Below are 17,371 nucleotides of genomic sequence, written 5' to 3' on the forward strand. Positions count from 1 at the left end.
CGGCTCGCCTCCCAGGGGACTTACCGCGGCGGCCTCCGGCGCCGCCGGCGGGGGCCGGGCGGCAGCGGCCCCAGCCCTGGTCTGCGATACACGACAACACCCGCATCCCGATCGACTTCCGGCTGTACCTGACGGCTACGCCCCGGATCCTCGCCTCCCCGCGGCCGCAGAAGGGCAAGGACGGACGCGAGCTGCAGATCGCCTCCATGGTCTCCGACCCGGACGGCCCGTACGGCGAATGGATCCACGAGCTCGGGCTGTCGGAGGCGATCACACGCGAGATCCTCGCCGCCTTCGAAATCGACGTGCTGGAGATCTGCGACCCCTCCCCCATACTCGGCCTCTCCGTGGAAGCGCGGGAGTCGCCCTCGAAGGACATCAGCAGCTTGCGGAGCAGTGATGCCAGCTGCTGGCTTTCCTTGGGGCTCGGCCTTCGACGAGTTCACGCTCGTTGACCAGATGGCCTTCGATCAGGCCCTCGGCGGTGAGCAATTCCAGGTGATCACGAGATCCGTTCGAGCATTTCCGGGTGATCACGAGCGCTGCTCACGGTCGGTAGTTGTCGGTAGCGGTGTCCGACGGCTCTCCCCCGCACTGTCCCGCCGGGCCGCGATCAGGGCCAGCACCCCGAGCACAATCAGTCCGGGTGCGCCGGAGACGGGACAGAGAATCTGCAACGGCACGCCGATGGCGAGCAGGTACCAGCCCAGCTGTGCCGGAAGCCTGCCGGTGTCACGGGCGATGCGTAGGCTGAGTGTGCCAAGAGCGAGGAGGCCGAACCCGGCGAGGAAGAACCACATCTCGTACTCGCGCTGCGGGTTTCCGGGGACGGCGTTCCAGAATCCGTCGTGGGCCACATCACCGAAGGTGCTGGAGGCGACCAGGGCGACCGCGAAGTGCACTGCGGTCAGTCCGATCACCAGTCGGGGAACCAACCGGGTCATCGTCAGCTTCCTCGATTCGCAGAGTACTTGAGTCTCTTGATGACATGGCGCCGGTCTGGGCGGCGAGGGGCGCGAGTGGCGGCAGCGACGTATGCCGTCAGCCCCCCAAGCGCCAGACACAGCGGGGAGTACAGCGCCAGGTCCCATCGGGTGAAAGCGGTCGGGCGGCTGGTCAGAGCGGAGGAAACCAGACCAATCGAACCTCGCAGAAGCAGCACGCCTGCGACGCCCCATACGCTCTGGCGCACCAAACGACGCGGCCGCACCCGCGGGAACAAGCCGGCTTGGGCCGCGGTCACGTAGGCCGCCGCCCCGAGCGCCACCGCGACGGCGGCCGTCAACTCCGGTGTGGGCAGATCGCCTTCAGTGACCCCAACGACCGTACGGGCGAACTCGGCGCGGCTGGCCAGTGGCCAGGGAGAGAAGGTCCAGATCCCGTGCAGTGCCCCGACCGTGCCGAGGCCGACTGCGGCCATCCCACCAGCGAGTTTCGTCAGCGTCATACCGCTCCCCCAGCCACTACATACACCCCTGTATGGACTAACCATACAGTACTGTACGGACATGGCTAGAAGGCGCCTCACCCCCCAGGACTGGTCGACCGCGGCACTGCGCGCGATGGCACGTGGCGGAGTCGCCGCAGTGTCGATCAACGCGCTGGCAGGCGAGCTGGAGGCAACACGGGGCAGCTTTTACTGGCACTTCAAGGATCGCGATGCGCTGCTGACGGCCGCGCTGGAGGTGTGGGAGCGGGACGACACCGCGGCACTGATCGCAGAGTTGAGCGATGTCACCGACCCCCGGGAACGGCTGACGACCCTGTTCACCATCGCGCTGGGACAGGAAGACATCAACGGCCTGGAGCCCGCGATCGTCGCCCACGCCGACCACCCCGCCGTCGCCCCGGTCCTGCGCCGGGTCACCGAGCGGCGGATCGCCTACCTCACGGACCTCTATAGCGACCTGGGCCTGGCCCCCGCCCCAGCCCGGCTTCAGGCAGTCGCCGCGTACGCCGCTTTCCTTGGATGGCTCGAACTGCGGCGCTCCGCCTGCGACATCGTGCCCGAAGTCGCCGCCACGGGCACCACCGCCACCGCCGCGCTCGAGCACCTCATCACCGGGCTGGTCCGATCCGCCATGCACCAGGCGGAGCTGGAGTAAACGCCTGAGCTGGACGAGGACGAGGCGCCCCCGCATGTGCCCTCACGAGCGGACCGTGAAGCCGTCCAGGGTGAGGTCGAGCAGGCGCTCAGCTTGCTGCCGGTGTTCAGCGCTGGCCGAGGTGAGGGCGATGCCCTCGAGGGCGGCGCCGATGGCGGTGGGCCCGATGTCGGTACGGATCATCCCGGCGGCGTCGCACACGTCCATGAGTGAGGTGATGGCGGCCTGGATCATTTCCCGGCTGTGACCGTAGGGGGTTGCCTCCCGTCGCGGCGATGGGCTGTGCGCGGCGCGCGGGCCGGACATGGCAGGCGGCACGGAGGTCCCTGAACCCGCGACGGACGCGGGCGCGACACGGTTCCGCGGCGAAGTCCGCTTCGACAAGCGAGCACACCTTCGTGGCGCCGATCCCGAGGGCTGTCCACAAGGTTGGTCTTGTCCACAGGCCGGCCCCGGGTCGCGGTCGGATGACCACGGCAGCCCTGATGGAACTCGACGCCCAGCTCGATTCCGAGGACACGGCGGCAGTTCTGTCCGCGGTCTGGGACATGTTCACCGTGGCGACCAAGGGGGCTGACGCAATCACCTTCGAGGAGGGCAGCGACGAGCTTCAGGCGATGCTCGCCGCTCAGCAGTGCATGGCCGGACGGGACCTCCTGCCGTTGCCGCAGAGCGGCACGCCCGTGGAGGTGACGCGACGGCGCCGGGTGCCGCCGGCCTCGATCCGTACATACGGCTCTTGGAACACACCCAGCGGTCCCTGGTTCGGCTGGCCGCCACCGCCGACCGTCTTGGCGAGGGAGCCCGCGGGCGCGGTTCTGGGTGATGCGCGGGCCGGGCGTATGCCTCACCCGTGGCGAGGACTCTGCCGACGTCGCATCACTGATTCCGAGGCCGAGGCGGCCGCCCAGGCCCGCTGACCTGCCGACGCAGCAGCAGCTCAGGGGCTTCCCCGGCGGTCCGCAGTGGTCCGCCGGGGAAGGCCTGCGGCACCGCCCCACCGCCACATCGGGACAGGGGCTCATCCGCCGATGGCGTCGGTCCTGGTGCCGAAGTCGCCCAGGAGGGCCCTCAGCCGGGGACTCTTCCGCCCGCTGACCACCACACCAGCCCTTGCTCAGGTCGCCTGAACTGGCCAATCCTCAGGGCGCAGCTGGTGGGCAACTCGCCCGGCAGGCCTCGGCAGGCCATGGCCCCCGGCCTGCCCCCGGACCGCCGCGGCGAGCTTCCAGCCGAGGTTCAGCGCGTCCCCGATGCCCAGGTTCAGCCCCTGGCCGCCGAACGGCGAGTGGACGTGCGCCGCGTCCCCCGCGAGCAGCACCCGACCGGCCCGGTAGTCAGCCGCCTGGCGGGCGTTGTCGGTGAAGCGGGTGGCGGTGTGCACCTCGGTGACCGCGAGGTCCGCCAACCCGGTTACACGCCGCAGGCTCGCCTGCGACTCCTCGACGGTGACGGGTGCCTCACGGTCGGAGGGCGGTCCTTCGAACTCGACCATGAGGATGCGGCCGGGGACCGGGCCGTGGATATACGTTCCGGTGCCGGTGTGGTTCCAGCCAGTCTTCAGGGTTTCGGCGCCGGTCATGGTGACGACGGCCTGGTGGCCGGTGATCCGCGGATCCGATCCGGGGAAGGCGGAGCCCGCGAGCTTGCGCACCGTATTGCGCCGCCGTCGCAGCCAACGAGCCAGCTGGCGCGTATCATACGGTCCGGCCTACCGCCCACCGGGGCCGTGCGGACCTGACCCCGTCGTCCTCGGCGTCGAAGCCCGTCAACTCCAGGCCGCGGCACAGATCGACGCCGAGCTGTGCCGCGCGTTCGGCGAGCAGCCACTCGACATCCTGCTGGGGTACGAAGCCCACGTCACCGGGCCCGGCATGCGCGAAGTCGGGGTCGGCCTCGTCCAGCAGAGCTCCGCTCAGCATGATCCCGCCGAAGTGTCCGGCGAACTTGGGTGGCGTGCACGGCGGTTGTCCGTCCGATGCGCCGCCCGGTCGGCCGCGCATGAAGGCCCCCACCGGCTCTGCTGCCCAGCGCCTCCTACAGCACCACTGCCCGGGCAGGGCGCACCACTCGGACCCGATCGAGAGGAGCACGATGCGGAGTGCATTACGGCTCGCCTCCAGGCCGGCCTGTGATCATGCAGCCGACCACGAAGTGCACCACTTGACGCCGGTGACCGTTGCCGCTCAGGTCTCCTCGTACTCGTCGTGGCGGCGCAGCCAGTGGGTCTCCTCGCCCTCCTCGTGGCGGCCCATCGGCGCGCGATCGAGGAGCCCGTAGTAGGCCATGGCCGGCTCGAGGCCGCGCGCGGTGGTGACGTACGTCCGGTAGACGGCGTCGTCCGCCAGCGCGTAGCAGCTCAGCCCGGGTCCCTCGGTGACATACCCGAGGACGTCCGTGCCGCATGCCTCTGCCATCTGGCTCACGGTCCCCGGAATCTCACCCTCGAGGAACGGCTTCAGCTCCTCCTCCGTGTACATGAAGCCGAGGTCGCGGTGGAAGTCGCTGCCGCCGGCGGAAACCCAGTCGAAGCTCCAGCCCATCCGCTCCCGGTAGGCGAGAAGCTTCTCGACGGGCGCCCGCGAAGAGCAGGTCAGGGTCACGTCGCGGGCTTTGAGGTGGACCGCGTTGGGGTCGAGGGTGTCCGCGATCGAGGAACAGACCGGGCATCCGGCCGTGTACGGCGGGCCGAACATGAAGTGGTAGACGAGCAGCTGCGAGCGCCCGTCGAAGAGGTCCGCGAGCGACTTGGTCCCGCCCTCGGTCTCGAAGCGGTAGTCCTTCTCGACCCGTACCCAGGGAAGCTCCCGCCGCTTCCGCACGAGCTCGTCGCCGCGCCGCGTCAGTTCCTTCTCCTGCACAAGCAGCTCCGCTCGGGCTGCCTCGAATTCTTCCTGCGTGCCGACCTTGTGCTCGGGCATGGCTTTTCCTCGTGTGCGGGAGCAGAACACCACACTGCACAGGCGTTCGACCGCAGCGTCTGCCACGGCGTACCCGCCCGGCTCTACGTCCACCGTACGCGCGTGGCGGCGGACCTTCGAGCCATCGCGCGGGCTGCGGGGCGTCCGAACCGACCGTCAGGACCCCGGGCGGGAGACCGGCGGGAGCCCTGACGTGCCGGGGAAACCCAGCGGCCACCCGTCGTCGGGCGTCACGGCCTCTGACGGGCCGCTGCTGTCCCCGGAGCCGCTGCCGCCGCCGCCTTCGACGATGAACGGACCGCTCGCCGTGGTCTGCCGGTCCGGTGCGTCGAAGGTGACCCAGCCGCCTGCCTGCACTGCGGAAATCATGGTCCAGGCGGCGACGGCAAGCACGACGACACCGGTGAGTCCGGCCAGCTTTCCCGAGAGCACCTGGCTGCTGCGCGGAACAGACAGCCAAGGGCCGCGAACAGCGGCGCGGTGCCTGCTACGAACCCGGCCAATCACCGCGGCTCCGGCCACCGCAGTTTTATACCGCCCGTACGGCCGGATACCGGGCCGGGACTGCCCCTCTCCAGCTTGCCCGAGCCGCCTACCGCGCCCGAGGCCGACCGCTCGCCCGCCCCTGCCCGCGGCGCGCCGGCCACCCGACAGGCATCCGGCGAGAGTCGGCACGCCCAGCCGGCGCCCCAGCTCAGAGCCGAGGGACGACCGCGCAGCGCACGGCGTAACCAGCCCCGAGATCACCGCTCTGTGCCACCAAACCTGTGACTGAGCCTGCGAGTCGGCACTCACCCGCCATCCGCGATGGTCACGCCGGTCGCGGTCATCATCGCCATCGTCCCTGCGAAGGCGCCCCGGATGTGCTCGCACAACCCGTCGATGCCTGTCCGTTGCATCGGGCGTAGTACCGACGCGCACCTCCTCATGGTCACGGCTGCCACCGAGCGCCCTACACCGGTCGCCCCGGGCCAAGCCGGCGGCGTCGGCAGAAGTGGGGCAGTCGGCCCAACATCGGGTGCGTACCGGTTCGGGCGGGGGATCCTGTGGATGAAGGCGAGGAAGCGCGAGCTTGATGGGACCCCTTCGGATGTCCAATTTTGCTCAAACTGGGAGCAGGCTCGAATGGCCTGGCAGCACGCCAGAGGTGATGGGTCGATTGCGTGGGATTTCGTATCGCACTGCTGGGTTCATGCGGGCGGCAAGCCGACCGCTGACGGTGACCACGGGGGCCTGTCCCAACGGGCACTCGAACGCATTGCTGGGGTGCTGGACGGTGAACGCCGAGGTCTCTGCAGCCATGACAAGGCAGAGGCCCTGATCCTTGAGATCGGTTCTCCCGGGTCCGGACGCGAACATGCCGGACACGGCGCGATGGATACCACCGCGGTCGATACCCGGCCGGGTCGGCTCTGATCTCGGACCCCAGCTCCGGGCGGACCAAGACCGCGAAACTGCTTGGTCCGGTCGCCTTCGCTACGAGGTGATCGCCTCGTGCACCGCCATCGCGGCCTCCAACCACGGCTGTCACGCCTCGGCGCTGCAGGGGCTGGCAGTGGGCGCGACCGGTTGCCGTTCGGACTGCTACAGCCGGACCGATATCCCCGGCCCGCACGGGCGCGGCAGGGCCAGCTCGTGCACACTGGCAGGATGACGAGCGCAGCTGGGAGGCCGGATGAGCTGGGCATCATGGACCACACGCGGGATTTTCGCCGGACGGGACGGAGTACAGACCGGCGAGGCAGGCCCCGTCCTCACCGGTGAGCTCGACATTCACACCACGTGGACCGAGGCCGATGGTCTGGCGCACGTCACAGTGCAGTACAGCGGGGGGTCCGACTGGTTCCCCCTCGCCGGAAGCCCCGTCCCGTGCCCCAGCGAGGAGGCGAGCCGGGCCCTGCATGACACGGTCATCCATTCCGTACGTGCCGGAGCGAGCCTTCCCCTGAGCACTGGCCCTCCCTGATCCTGCCCGGCGGCGCGGGGCGATGAGTGTCGGCCGCTACACGGCCTACTCGGGCCGTCGGGTCTCAGTCTGCGTCTGATCGGTCTGTCGACGAGCGCGAGAAGCCCTTTTTCGACCGGGGCCTCAACCCGGCGCGGGTCGAGCAGATCGTCCAGACCGAGGACGAATCGCGCGCCCTGGGAGACGTTCATACAGCAGCGCGGCCGGCCCCGCCACCGGAATTGCGGCGTTTCATCGGCACGAAGAAGGGCCGCAAGATCCGCTATGGCCGCCTCCTGGTCGAAGCCATCGCCCCCTGCCCAAGTGCCCGCCCCGCTGGACAACCTCCTCGCCAGCCTGTGATGGTCGGTCCCCACGGGCAGGGACGCCGGGACCAAGCGGCCCGCCGAAGTCCCGCGAGAAACGGATACCGGACCCGACCAGGTCCAGGAGCACCTGCCAACTCCGTTGGGGCGGCCGCTCGGCAACCGCGACCAGGTCGGTCAATCTCTCCTGCATCAGCGGACCGGATCTGCCAGGGGTAGTCGGCCCTCAGAACCAGCGGCACTGAGTGGTGAAAGAGAACCGGTTGGTCCTCCACTCCACAACCGGTAGCCGACCGCCAGCCAGGACGCGCGTAGGAGGCGATCGGTGATGACGCTGACCTGCTCGGGCGTCAGGACGGACTTGGCGTTGGCCCGAGGCTTTGGCCCGAGGCTTTGGGCCCGGACCGGGAGTAGCGGCCGGCGGTTGGCGATCGCGGCGTTTATGTCCCCGTGGTGGGCGGCTAGAGGTCCTGGGCGGGCTTGGCCCGTCCGGCTGCCCCGCCCACCACTTCCCCGCCGGCAAGAGTGACCCCGGCTTCCGGACGCAACTGCAGATCGCAGCCGGACTGGCCCGCACCGCCGAGGCCGCCGGGGTGGCCTTCCGGGCCGTGGCCGCCGACTGCGTCTACGGCGACCAGGGTTGCCCGCGTTAACAATCCACCGCTGCAAGGTAATTGGTGGTGATGAGGGGGTCAGCGGCCCCAGCGCAGCGCTGCCGTCTGCACCGGCGCGTCCCACAGCCGCAGCATTTCCTCGTCGGCCCGGCACAGCGTCACCGAGCACCCCGCCATGTCCAGCGAGGTGACGTAGTTCCCCACGAGGGTCCGGGCCACCGGGACGCCCCGAGCCGCCAGCACCCGGGCCACCTCCGCGTGGAAGCCGTACAGCTCCAGCAGCGGCGTCGCGCCCATCCCGTTCACCAGGGCCAGTACCGGCCCGTCGACCGGGGCCGCGTTCGCCATGTCCTCCAGCACTGAACCCACCGCGACCTCAGCGATCTCCCGCGCCGGCATCATCGGGCGCCGCTCCCGGCCCGGCTCGCCGTGGATCCCGATGCCCAGCTCCAGCTCGCCGTCCGGCAGGTCGAAGGTGGGACCGCCCTTCGCGGGGGTGGTGCAGGCGCTCAGCGCCACGCCGAAGCTGCCCGAGGCCTCGTTGACCTGCCGGGCGAGTGCGGCGACCTGCTCCAGCGGCGCGCCCTCCTCGGCCGCCGCCCCGGCGATCTTCTCGACGAAGAGCGTTGCCCCCGTGCCGCGGCGCCCAGCGGTGTAGAGGCTGTCGGTCACCGCGACGTCGTCGTTGACCAGCACCCGCTCGACCCGGATGCCGTCCTCCTCGGCGAGCTCGGCGGCCATGTCGAAGTTCAGTACGTCCCCGGTGTAGTTCTTGACGACGAACAGCACCCCCTGCCCGGAGTCCACGGCCTTGGCCGCCCGCACCATCTGGTCGGGCACGGGGGAGGTGAACACCTCGCCCGGACAGGCGGCGGACAGCATTCCGTGTCCGACGAAGCCGGCGTGCAAGGGCTCGTGTCCGGAGCCGCCACCGGAGACGAGACCGACCCGCCCGCCCTGCCGAGCGTCCCGCCGTACGACGACCCGGGCCTCGGCGTCCACGTCCAGCTCGGGGTGGGCTGCGGCCAGCCCCCGCAGGGCGTCCGCGACCACGGTCTGGGGACTGTTGATCAGCATCTTCATCGTGTGCCTCCCGGTCGGAGCCGACGGGTGAGCGGTCCGGCGCCGTCACGGAGCACCGATCACCGGGCGCCGGGCAGGCACGTCCGCGAGGGCACGCCATACGAACAGTGTGCTGCCAAGCCGCGGACATCCGCGAGAACTGGGACGACCGCCTCGGAGAGGGCTCGGGATACCCGAAGCGGGCACCGGCCTCCGCGGGACGGACCGCGCTCGCCTTTCCAGTACAGGCGACCCGTCTTACGCTGAACCGGGGGCTCGGGGCAGTCGAATGCCGGTCTTCGGACCGGCGGGAAGCGGGCACCCATGAAGGAGCGCCTCAAAGCATCAGGGCTGGTCGGCGAACTCTCGGCAGAATTCGCAGGCACCATGATCCTCATCCTCTTCGGCTGCGGTGTCGTGGCCCAGGTGGTAGCCGGCGGAGCCCTGACGGACCCGGCAGGCGGCCTCGGAAACCACGACAGCATCGCCTGGGCCTGGGGTCTCGGCGTGACCCTGGGCGTCTACGTCGCGGCACGGCTGAGCGGCGCCCACCTCAATCCCGCGGTGACCGTCGCCCTGGCCACTTTCAAGGGCTTCCCGTGGAGGAGGGTGGCCCCGTACGCACTGGCCCAGCTCGCGGGAGCCTTCGTTGCCGCCCTGATCGTCCGCTGGAACTACACCGAGGCACTGGCGAAGGCCGACCCCGGCCACACCATCAAGACCCAGGGTGTCTTCTCCACGCTCCCGGCCAACGGAAACCCGAACCTGCCGGTGACCGAGTGGGGCGCACTGCGCGACCAGATCATCGGCACCGCGATCCTGCTCCTGCTGATCTTCGCGGTCACGGACCTGCTGGGCACACCTCCCGGCGCCAACCTGGCCCCGTTCATCGTCGGCCTGATCGTCGTGGCGATCGGCATGGCTTGGGGTACGAACGCCGGGTACGCGATCAACCCGGCCCGTGACCTCGGCCCCCGTCTGGCCAGCTTCCTCACCGGATACGGCACGGCATGGAGAGATCAGTACGGCAACTTCTACTTCTGGGTGCCGATCATCGGCCCGTTCATCGGCGGTGTGCTGGGAGCGGGTATCTACAAGTTGCTCATCGGCCGGTTCCTGCCGACCGCCGAACCGGAGCCTCCCGGACGCGTCCCGGCTCCGGACGAGAGCTGACCTGATCCGGGGCGGGCGGGCGGACACCGCCCGCCCCGTCCCGGACGCCAGCCCCGCACACGGCATCCCAAGAGGAGGCGGCACCCATGGCTGACTTCGTCGGCGCAGTGGACCAGGGAACCACGAGCACCCGTTTCATGATCTTCGACCACTCCGGCAACGAAGTGGCGCGGCACCAGCTGGAGCACAACCAGATCCTCCCGCGCTCGGGGTGGGTCGAGCACGACCCGGTGGAGATCTGGGAACGCACCAACTCGGTGATCCAGAACGCCCTCCGGCACGGAAACCTCGACGCCTCCGACCTGGCGGCCGTCGGCATCACCAACCAGCGCGAGACGACCGTCGTCTGGGACCCCCGTACGGGCCGCCCCTACTACAACGCCATCGTCTGGCAGGACACCCGTACCGACTCCATCGCCGCCGCCCTGGAGCGCGGTGGCCAGGGCGACGTCATCCGCCGCAAGGCGGGGCTGCCGCCGGCCACCTATTTCTCCGGGGGCAAGATCCAGTGGATCCTGGAGAACGTCGACGGCGTCCGGGAGGCCGCCGAGCAGGGCCACGCCCTCTTCGGCAACACCGACTGCTGGGTGCTGTGGAACCTCACCGGCGGGCCGGACGGCGGCGTGCACGCCACCGACGTGACCAACGCCAGCCGCACCATGCTCATGGACCTGGAGACCCTCGACTGGGACGACGAACTGCTCGGCTTCTTCGGCGTACCCCGGGCCATGCTGCCCGCCATCAACCCGTCCTCCCACCCGGAGGCGTACGGACGGACCCGCACCTCCCGGCCGCTGCGCGAGGCCATTCCCATCACCGGTGTCCTCGGTGACCAGCAGGCGGCCACCGTCGGGCAGGTCTGCTACGCGCCCGGCGAGGCGAAGAACACGTACGGAACCGGCAACTTCCTGGTGCTCAACACCGGGACGGAACTGGTCCGCTCGCAGCACGGCCTCCTGACCACCGTGGCGTACCAGTTCGGCGACAGCCCCGCCGTCTACGCCCTCGAAGGGTCCATCGCTGTCACCGGCTCCGCCGTGCAATGGCTGCGCGACCAGCTGAAGATCATCAGCGACGCCGCCGAGAGCGAGCGCCTGGCAAGCACCGTCGAGGACAGCGGCGGCATCTACTTCGTCCCCGCCTTCTCCGGCCTGTTCGCCCCGTACTGGCGCTCCGACGCCCGCGGCGCGATCGTCGGCCTGGCCCGCTATCACGACAACGGCCACCTGGCGCGAGCCACCCTGGAGGCGATCTGCTACCAGACCCGCGACGTGGTGGAAGCCATGGAACAGGACTCCGGCGTCCACCTCGACGTTCTCAAGGTCGACGGTGGAGTCACGGCCAACGACCTCTGCATGCAGACCCAGGCCGATGTCCTCGGCGTACCGGTCAGCCGTCCCGTGGTCGCCGAGACGACCGCGCTCGGCGCCGCCTACGCGGCCGGGCTCGCCACCGGCTTCTGGCGGGACACGGACGAACTGCGCACCCATTGGCAGGAGTCCAAGCGGTGGAACCCCGAGTGGTCGGAGGAACGGCGCACGGAAGGGTACGCGGGCTGGAAGCGCGCGGTGGAGCGCACGCTCGACTGGGCCAAGGTCGAATAGGTTCCGGCCGCGGGCCCGCAGCACTGAGGAGGAGACCATGGTCGATCCGGTGGCCCTCTCGCCCCAAGCCCGCACGCAGGCCCTCGCCGCCATGGGACAGGGCGAGCTCGACGTCCTCGTCGTCGGAGGCGGCGTCGTCGGCAGCGGGGCTGCCCTGGACGCCGCCACCCGGGGCCTTGGCGTCGGACTCGTCGAAGCCCGCGACTGGGCCTCGGGTACGTCCAGCCGCTCCAGCAAACTCATCCACGGCGGCCTGCGCTACCTGGAGATGCTCGACTTCCGCCTCGTCGCCGAAGCCCTCAAGGAACGGGGCCTCATGCTCCGGCTCCTGGCCCCCCACCTGGTACGTCCGGTGCCGTTCCTCTACCCCCTGCGACACCGCGTCACGGAGCGCCCGTACGTCGGCAGCGGCGTGCTGCTGTACGACGCGATGGCCCGTGCCTCCGGCACCTCCGCAGGCCTGCCCCACCACCGCCACATGAGCAGGCACCGGGCCCTGCGCGAGGCGCCCGCCCTGCGCTCCGATGCCCTGGTGGGCGCCATCCAGTACTGGGACGCCCAGGTCGACGACGCCCGGCACACCCTGTTCCTCGCCCGTACGGCCGCCTCGTACGGGGCACTGACCGCCAACCGCACCCGCGTCAGCCGCTTCCTGCGACAGGGCGAGCGGGTGGTCGGCGCCGTCGTCACGGACCTGGAGAGCGGCGACGAGACGGAGGTGCGGGCCAAGCAGGTCATCAACGCGACCGGAGTGTGGACGGACGACACCCAGGCCATGGCCGGCACCCGCGGCCAGTTCCACGTCCGCGCCTCCAAGGGCGTCCACCTGCTCGTCCCGCGTGACCGCATCAACTCCCGCACCGGTCTGATCCTGCGCACCGAGAAGAGCGTGCTGTTCGTCATCCCCTGGGGCCGGCACTGGATCATCGGGACCACCGACACCGACTGGACACTCGACAAGGCCCACCCCGCCCTCAGCTCCAAGGACGTCACCTACCTGCTGGAACACGTCAACAGCGTCCTGGCCACCCCCCTGGTCCCCGAGGACGTCGAGGGCGTCTACGCCGGCCTGCGGCCCCTGCTGTCCGGTGAGGCGGCGGAGACCAGCAAGCTGTCCCGGGAGCACCTCGTCGCCCATCCGGTGCCCGGACTCGTCGTGGTGGCGGGCGGCAAGTACACCACGTACCAGGTGATGGCCCAGCACGCGGTCGACGAGGCTGCCCGCGCCCTGGACGAGAAGGTGCCCGACTGCGTCACGCACCGCGTTCCGCTGCTGGGCGCCGACGGCTACCCGGCGTTGTGGAACTCGCGGCACCGGCTTGCCGAGCAATCCGGGCTCCATGTGGCCCGCATCGAGCACCTCCTGAACCGCTACGGCTCCCTGGCACCCGAACTGCTCGCCCTGGTCGCGGCCGACCCCCCTCTCGGCGAGGCACTGCCGAGCTCCGACGACTATCTGAGGGTCGAGGCCGTGTACGCGGTGACCCACGAGGGAGCCCGCCACCTGGAGGACGTCCTCGCCCGGCGCACCCGGATCTCCATCGAGTCCTGGGACCGCGGGGTGGACGCGGCGCCGACCGTAGCCCAGCTGATGGCGCCCCACCTGGGATGGGACCGGGCGCACCAGGACCGCGAGATCGACCACTACCTCAAGCGCGTGGCCGCCGAGCGCGAGGCCCAGCAGCAGCCGGACGACCGGACCGCCGACGCGGTGCGGCTCGGCGCGCCCGACATCATCCCGGTGAACTGAACGGCCGCACGCGGGTGCCCCTACTCTGGGACCATCAGCGGCGAACACCCGGCCGAGCTGGAAGAGCTCGGGATCGTGTGGGACACCGCCGACGTCGGCTTCGAAACCGACATCGTCGCCGCCCGCGTATCACGAGCTGCACGGGCCCCTGGCCGTACCGCGGGGGCAGCCGTCCTCGACGTCGCTCTCGGGCAAGGGCTCACGAACGTCCGCCGCCCCGGCGGTCTGGGCGAGGACCCGGGCCGCGCCCGCCGCCGGGCCGCCGAGATCTTGTGCGCCCAGTCGTTCGCGCCCGGCCATGGCCCAGTCGGACCGTGGCTTCGATCAGCAGCCGGTACGGGCAGGCGAGGGCCTGATCACCGTCGACCGGGAGCGAGGCAACACACCCGCGATGGTCGCCCTCACGCGCGAGGGAATCCGGCGCACGGAGGCCGAGGACGAAGCGAGCGGCTGAGCCCGGTCCTTCGGTACCGGTCAGGGCTTCGCGCCGCGGGGCACGACCATGTCGGTCAGCCGGGCAGCACCTGCTTCGAGGGACACCCAGTGCCCTGACACGTGCAGCACGGCGATTGCGGACGTCGGGAACCGAGCAACTCCCCCGCGCTCGCCCCGTAGAGGCGTGCCTCGTAGGTGACCGGCGCGGGGGCGGCGCCGAGCTCGGCCGCGACGAGGCTCATGTCTCGCGCGTGCGGCGGGCGGAGGAACACACGACCAAGTCGGGAACGCAGTCGGCCTCGCGCAGCCATCGGCCGGCCGCAGGGGCGTCCCGGCGTCCGCGCGGGGCGAGTGGCCGCTCGGAGTCGGGCACCTCCGGCCAGGCGGACTTGGCGTGCCGCAGGACGACCAGGCGCCGGGAGTCGCGTGAAGTCATGGCGTCGCCCGGTGCTGGCGGCCGACCTCGCGCACGAGGTCCAGTCCGAGTACGCGGTCGAGAAAGGCGAACGTCTCGAATTTGGCTCCGGCCGGCACGTCGGCGCGCCCTGCCACGCCGACCAGCATGTCCAGGACGGCGGGAACGCCGAGATCATCGGCGAGTACGGCATGCGCCTGCCGCAGCACGTCGGCAGGGATCGGCCTGGACGGCTCCTGCGCCCAGTCGGCCACCTGTTGCCGCCAGTGCCGCAGCGTCCGCCAGGCCTCGGCGAGCGCGGGGCCGGTCACCGTGACCGGCGTGCGGTAGGCGTGGCCGAGCAGCAGCATCCGCACAGCCAGCGGATCGGTCCCCTCCGGGGCGAAAGCGTCCAAGAGACCGGAGGCGAGGAGACCTCCACGGTCGGGGACGCCCTGGTCCGGGGGTGCTGGGCTGAGCCGGCCCACGTAGATCCAGACCCCGCCGGCGGTGTCCTGTCCGGGGGTGCCGTGAGCGAGCACGTGCACATCGGCAGCGTCGCAAAGCGAGTCGGTCAGATCGTGAACACCGACGCTGGCGGGCGGGTGGATGCCGAGATCGGACATGGCGCGTTCGAGCGCCTGGGCTTGCTCACGCGGCAGGTCTGGCGTGGTGAGGACCGTGTGGGACGCCAGACCATGCAGCTCCGCGGTGCGTGCCAGGACGTCGCCGACCAGGGGTGCCCGCAGGTGCACCGTGCCGATCCCGGAGTCGGTGACCGGCAGGTGGACGCAGATGCGCAACAGGTGACGGTGTGCGGAAGGAATCTCCACGAGGCGGCCGGTGCCTGTGTCAGCGATGCGCAGCATGATGCGGAGGCTAGTCGCGCAAACCCCCGGAACTGGGGAGGACCTGACCATGACGCCAATGTTGTGGCATACCCCCGCGCCGCGCGGTCACGTGGCTCCTCCGCGATCAACGTGGGCTGCGAGCCCCATCCCGGACCTCGGCGACCACGAGAAGACTCGGCGAACCCTTCATCGGGAGTGCGTACGCCGATCGGCTCGGTAGCCGTCGGCTTCGACGTCGTGGAGCCACCGCGGCCCGGCGATTTCTCGTCGACCCGGAGACCGACCTGCTCTCACGCCGGCTGGTCACTGAGGAGGTTCCGGACGGCTGGACGTGACCCTCCAGGATTCACGACACGCCGAATGGGCACTGTGGCAGCTCAGCACGGGCGCGCCGGCCCCGCAGTCGTTGCGCACCTCCCCACGCAACCGCGCCGCCGCGATCGCCACCCCCACCATTCGAGCGCCGCCGACAGCACGGTGCCCGTCCACGGACTTCCTCCGTTCGGTGGCGGGTCCGCCCCCGGGTGAGCAGGCAGTGGTGAGACCGGGGCCGAGGCAGGTGGCACCGCGCCCCTGTGATGTGAGCGTTCCGGCCGCTACAGTGCCCACGGCCCCGCGTGTGCGCACGCGGCGCCCGGCAGGACCATGTGGCGGGCACTAATTCTGCAGCGCCCGCACCGCCTGCCGCTCCAGGTCCAGGCAGCGGTCAACACGCTCCGCACACGCGTCGAAGAGCGCTCGCCGCGCCTGGGCACCGGCATCCGGGGCGGCGTCCCGGGCGAGCACGGCCAGCTCCGACCAGTGCCGGGCGGACTCCCTGAAGAGTCCGGCGGCCTCTGGGCGCCCGACGAGGTCGAGGAAGTCCGCGTACAGCGGCCGGGTCGCGCCCGGCGTGGTCCACTCCTCCTCCAAGCAGGCATGCAGCCGCCCTGTGCCGGCACGGAAGGCTTCGGGCGAGCTGCCGAACCGGCGCTCCCAACCCGTCTTGGTGGTGCTGTCGCGCAGCTGTGCGGCGAGCTTCTCCATCCCGGTGAAGCCGAAGTTCACGTCGAACTTGTTCCCCAGAACCGGCCCGGTGAGGTGCATGACGGTGGAGGCGATCGCCCCTGCCACGTCCGGCTCCCCCTCGGCCGGCCCAGTGGGCACGATCAGCTGGTGGCGGCCGTTGCGGTGCGCGGTCCAGGCAGCACCGAACTCTTCGCGGTCGATCCGGTACGGAGTATCGGCACCGTCCTCGATCAGCAGGTCGTCGCCGTCGTACCCGGCGATGACAACGGTGTACGGGTCGGTGCCGGTCATCTCGGCATCCGGATCGGCCCCGTGCCAGGGCAGAGAGGAGCGGTCGACCACGCAGAAGGCGGGCTGCCCCTCGTCGAGCGCGGCACGGACCCGGCCCCAGCGGGGCTTCATCGCACGCGTGGCGTCGTACGGAATTCCCAGGCGGCCAAGCGCGACCTGGACCCAAGGCTCGGGATGGGCCTGAGCCACAATCGTGACGATGGGCAGCCGGCCCTCGTACTCGAAGACGAAGTACATGAAGCCGATCCCCCCGGCCAGGCCGGCAACGAGCTCCTCGTCGTGGACACTGCCCAGAGCATGCCGGATCAGGGAGGCCTCTCGGTGGCGTCCGGTACCGAAGTCTTCGTACACGAGCACAGTCATGCGATCAGCCTAACCACGCAGACAGGGGGAACCGCACCGACCCCGTCAGCCGCTCCGCCGCCCCCGCTGGCACGGGCGACACCAGAACTTCGCTGGGAAACGGCCCTTCCGACCAGGAACGATGCCATTCGAATCCAGCGCGGACGACCGACGCCAAGCACCGCACATCACACGTCGCTCATCACTCCTCGCTCGGCGAACCTGCACAACCCCAGGTCACAAGCGTCACGACCACGCAGTCTCGCTCCCCACGGCACACCGTTGCCCAGACCCCCCACAACGTCGGCCACGAACCCCGCCCTCCAGGACACCCCCAACAGCAACGGCGGCACCCACAGCGCCGGCGGCGGCTCCCACACCGACTCCCCCGAGGGCGCCCTCGACCAGTGAAGACCAGTCCACCTGACCATGCCCACCACCCGCCGGCCCGGGGCTTGGCCAGAGCATGGACCAACGCTCGATTCGTCCCCATTCCCTATAGTCAAGAGACCTAGACTGGAAGAAACCGCGTCGCGCTCGCCACGAGCCC

18 protein-coding genes and 3 pseudogenes are annotated in these 17,371 nt (G+C 70.4%); 10 read left to right on the forward strand and 11 right to left on the reverse strand.

What is annotated here, in order from left to right; all coding sequences use genetic code 11:
- Nucleotides 1–71: 71 nt before the first annotated feature.
- A pseudogene (locus ACFYOB_RS37440) lies at nt 72–359 on the forward strand (helicase); the annotation flags it as partial.
- Between the two features lie 174 nt (nt 360–533).
- On the opposite strand, the gene ACFYOB_RS37445 reads toward ACFYOB_RS37440, so the two are convergent.
- Together ACFYOB_RS37445 and ACFYOB_RS37450 are read right to left on the reverse strand one after the other, a co-directional pair.
- A complete protein-coding gene (locus tag ACFYOB_RS37445) occupies nt 534–944 on the reverse strand; it encodes a DUF6463 family protein (protein WP_388568427.1) in 411 nt (136 codons plus the stop codon).
- A gap of 2 nt (nt 945–946) precedes the next feature.
- On the reverse strand, nt 947–1,447 hold the full coding sequence (locus tag ACFYOB_RS37450; RefSeq protein WP_388568430.1) for a DUF3995 domain-containing protein: 501 nt from the start codon (nt 1,445–1,447) through the stop codon (nt 947–949).
- A gap of 61 nt (nt 1,448–1,508) precedes the next feature.
- On the opposite strand from ACFYOB_RS37450, the gene ACFYOB_RS37455 reads away from it, so the two are divergent.
- Nucleotides 1,509–2,105 (forward strand): TetR/AcrR family transcriptional regulator, encoded by a 597-nt coding sequence (locus ACFYOB_RS37455; RefSeq protein WP_388568433.1) that lies wholly within the window; start codon nt 1,509–1,511, stop codon nt 2,103–2,105.
- 42 nt (nt 2,106–2,147) lie between these two features.
- Here ACFYOB_RS37455 and ACFYOB_RS37460 read toward each other — a convergent pair whose 3' ends face one another.
- On the reverse strand, nt 2,148–2,339 hold the full coding sequence (locus ACFYOB_RS37460; RefSeq protein ID WP_388568436.1) for a hypothetical protein: 192 nt from the start codon (nt 2,337–2,339) through the stop codon (nt 2,148–2,150).
- Between the two features lie 251 nt (nt 2,340–2,590).
- On the opposite strand from ACFYOB_RS37460, the gene ACFYOB_RS37465 reads away from it, so the two are divergent.
- Nucleotides 2,591–3,025 (forward strand): hypothetical protein, encoded by a 435-nt coding sequence (locus ACFYOB_RS37465; RefSeq protein ID WP_388568438.1) that lies wholly within the window; start codon nt 2,591–2,593, stop codon nt 3,023–3,025.
- A gap of 197 nt (nt 3,026–3,222) precedes the next feature.
- Here ACFYOB_RS37465 and ACFYOB_RS37470 read toward each other — a convergent pair whose 3' ends face one another.
- The 4 genes from ACFYOB_RS37470 to ACFYOB_RS37485 form a co-directional block, all read right to left on the reverse strand.
- Complete coding sequence (locus ACFYOB_RS37470) at nt 3,223–3,759, reverse strand: FAD-dependent monooxygenase (protein ID WP_388568441.1); 537 nt, start codon at nt 3,757–3,759, stop codon at nt 3,223–3,225.
- 43 nt (nt 3,760–3,802) lie between these two features.
- Complete coding sequence (locus ACFYOB_RS37475) at nt 3,803–4,027, reverse strand: FAD-dependent monooxygenase (protein WP_388568443.1); 225 nt, start codon at nt 4,025–4,027, stop codon at nt 3,803–3,805.
- Between the two features lie 264 nt (nt 4,028–4,291).
- Complete coding sequence (locus ACFYOB_RS37480) at nt 4,292–5,026, reverse strand: DUF899 domain-containing protein (RefSeq protein WP_388568445.1); 735 nt, start codon at nt 5,024–5,026, stop codon at nt 4,292–4,294.
- Nucleotides 5,027–5,182: 156 nt separating this feature from the next.
- Entirely contained in the window at nt 5,183–5,458 is a 276-nt protein-coding gene (locus tag ACFYOB_RS37485; RefSeq protein WP_388568448.1) for a hypothetical protein, read from the reverse strand.
- A gap of 1,243 nt (nt 5,459–6,701) precedes the next feature.
- Between ACFYOB_RS37485 and ACFYOB_RS37490 the strand changes: the two genes are divergently transcribed.
- Nucleotides 6,702–6,992 (forward strand): hypothetical protein, encoded by a 291-nt coding sequence (locus ACFYOB_RS37490; protein ID WP_388568450.1) that lies wholly within the window; start codon nt 6,702–6,704, stop codon nt 6,990–6,992.
- 16 nt (nt 6,993–7,008) lie between these two features.
- Nucleotides 7,009–7,334: pseudogene (locus ACFYOB_RS37495) on the forward strand (ATP-dependent endonuclease); the annotation flags it as partial.
- 655 nt (nt 7,335–7,989) lie between these two features.
- Here the strand turns inward: ACFYOB_RS37495 and dhaK are convergent.
- A complete protein-coding gene (gene dhaK, locus ACFYOB_RS37500) occupies nt 7,990–8,994 on the reverse strand; it encodes a dihydroxyacetone kinase subunit DhaK (protein WP_388568452.1) in 1,005 nt (334 codons plus the stop codon).
- A gap of 303 nt (nt 8,995–9,297) precedes the next feature.
- Here dhaK and ACFYOB_RS37505 point away from each other — a divergent pair, with 303 nt between their 5' ends.
- From ACFYOB_RS37505 to ACFYOB_RS37520, 4 genes are all read left to right on the forward strand, one after another.
- Nucleotides 9,298–10,146, forward strand: a complete 849-nt coding sequence (locus tag ACFYOB_RS37505) for an MIP/aquaporin family protein (RefSeq protein WP_388568454.1) — start codon at nt 9,298–9,300, stop codon at nt 10,144–10,146.
- A gap of 86 nt (nt 10,147–10,232) precedes the next feature.
- On the forward strand, nt 10,233–11,750 hold the full coding sequence (gene glpK, locus ACFYOB_RS37510) for a glycerol kinase GlpK (protein WP_388568456.1): 1,518 nt from the start codon (nt 10,233–10,235) through the stop codon (nt 11,748–11,750).
- 37 nt (nt 11,751–11,787) lie between these two features.
- Complete coding sequence (locus tag ACFYOB_RS37515; protein ID WP_388568459.1) at nt 11,788–13,500, forward strand: glycerol-3-phosphate dehydrogenase/oxidase; 1,713 nt, start codon at nt 11,788–11,790, stop codon at nt 13,498–13,500.
- A gap of 298 nt (nt 13,501–13,798) precedes the next feature.
- Nucleotides 13,799–13,954, forward strand: coding sequence for a hypothetical protein (locus tag ACFYOB_RS37520; RefSeq protein WP_388568461.1), 156 nt, complete (start codon nt 13,799–13,801; stop codon nt 13,952–13,954).
- A 20-nt stretch (nt 13,955–13,974) separates the two neighbouring features.
- On the opposite strand, the pseudogene ACFYOB_RS37525 reads toward ACFYOB_RS37520, so the two are convergent.
- From ACFYOB_RS37525 to ACFYOB_RS37535, 3 genes and pseudogenes are all read right to left on the reverse strand, one after another.
- Nucleotides 13,975–14,371 (reverse strand): annotated as a pseudogene (locus ACFYOB_RS37525) (SixA phosphatase family protein).
- Nucleotides 14,368–15,198: a hypothetical protein gene (locus tag ACFYOB_RS37530; protein ID WP_388568463.1), complete on the reverse strand. Its 831-nt coding sequence runs from the start codon at nt 15,196–15,198 to the stop codon at nt 14,368–14,370. Before ACFYOB_RS37530 ends, ACFYOB_RS37525 begins: the two are co-directional and overlap by 4 nt.
- 639 nt (nt 15,199–15,837) lie before the next feature.
- Nucleotides 15,838–16,842: a BtrH N-terminal domain-containing protein gene (locus tag ACFYOB_RS37535; RefSeq protein WP_388568465.1), complete on the reverse strand. Its 1,005-nt coding sequence runs from the start codon at nt 16,840–16,842 to the stop codon at nt 15,838–15,840.
- Between the two features lie 261 nt (nt 16,843–17,103).
- Between ACFYOB_RS37535 and ACFYOB_RS37540 the strand changes: the two genes are divergently transcribed.
- The gene (locus tag ACFYOB_RS37540) at nt 17,104–17,232 is read left to right on the forward strand and encodes a hypothetical protein (RefSeq protein ID WP_388568468.1); all 129 of its coding nucleotides are present in this window, start codon (nt 17,104–17,106) and stop codon (nt 17,230–17,232) included.
- Nucleotides 17,233–17,371 lie beyond the last annotated feature (139 nt).

Source organism: Streptomyces sp. NPDC006463 (assembly GCF_042870715.1).
In the GTDB taxonomy this organism is placed as follows: domain Bacteria; phylum Actinomycetota; class Actinomycetes; order Streptomycetales; family Streptomycetaceae; genus Streptomyces.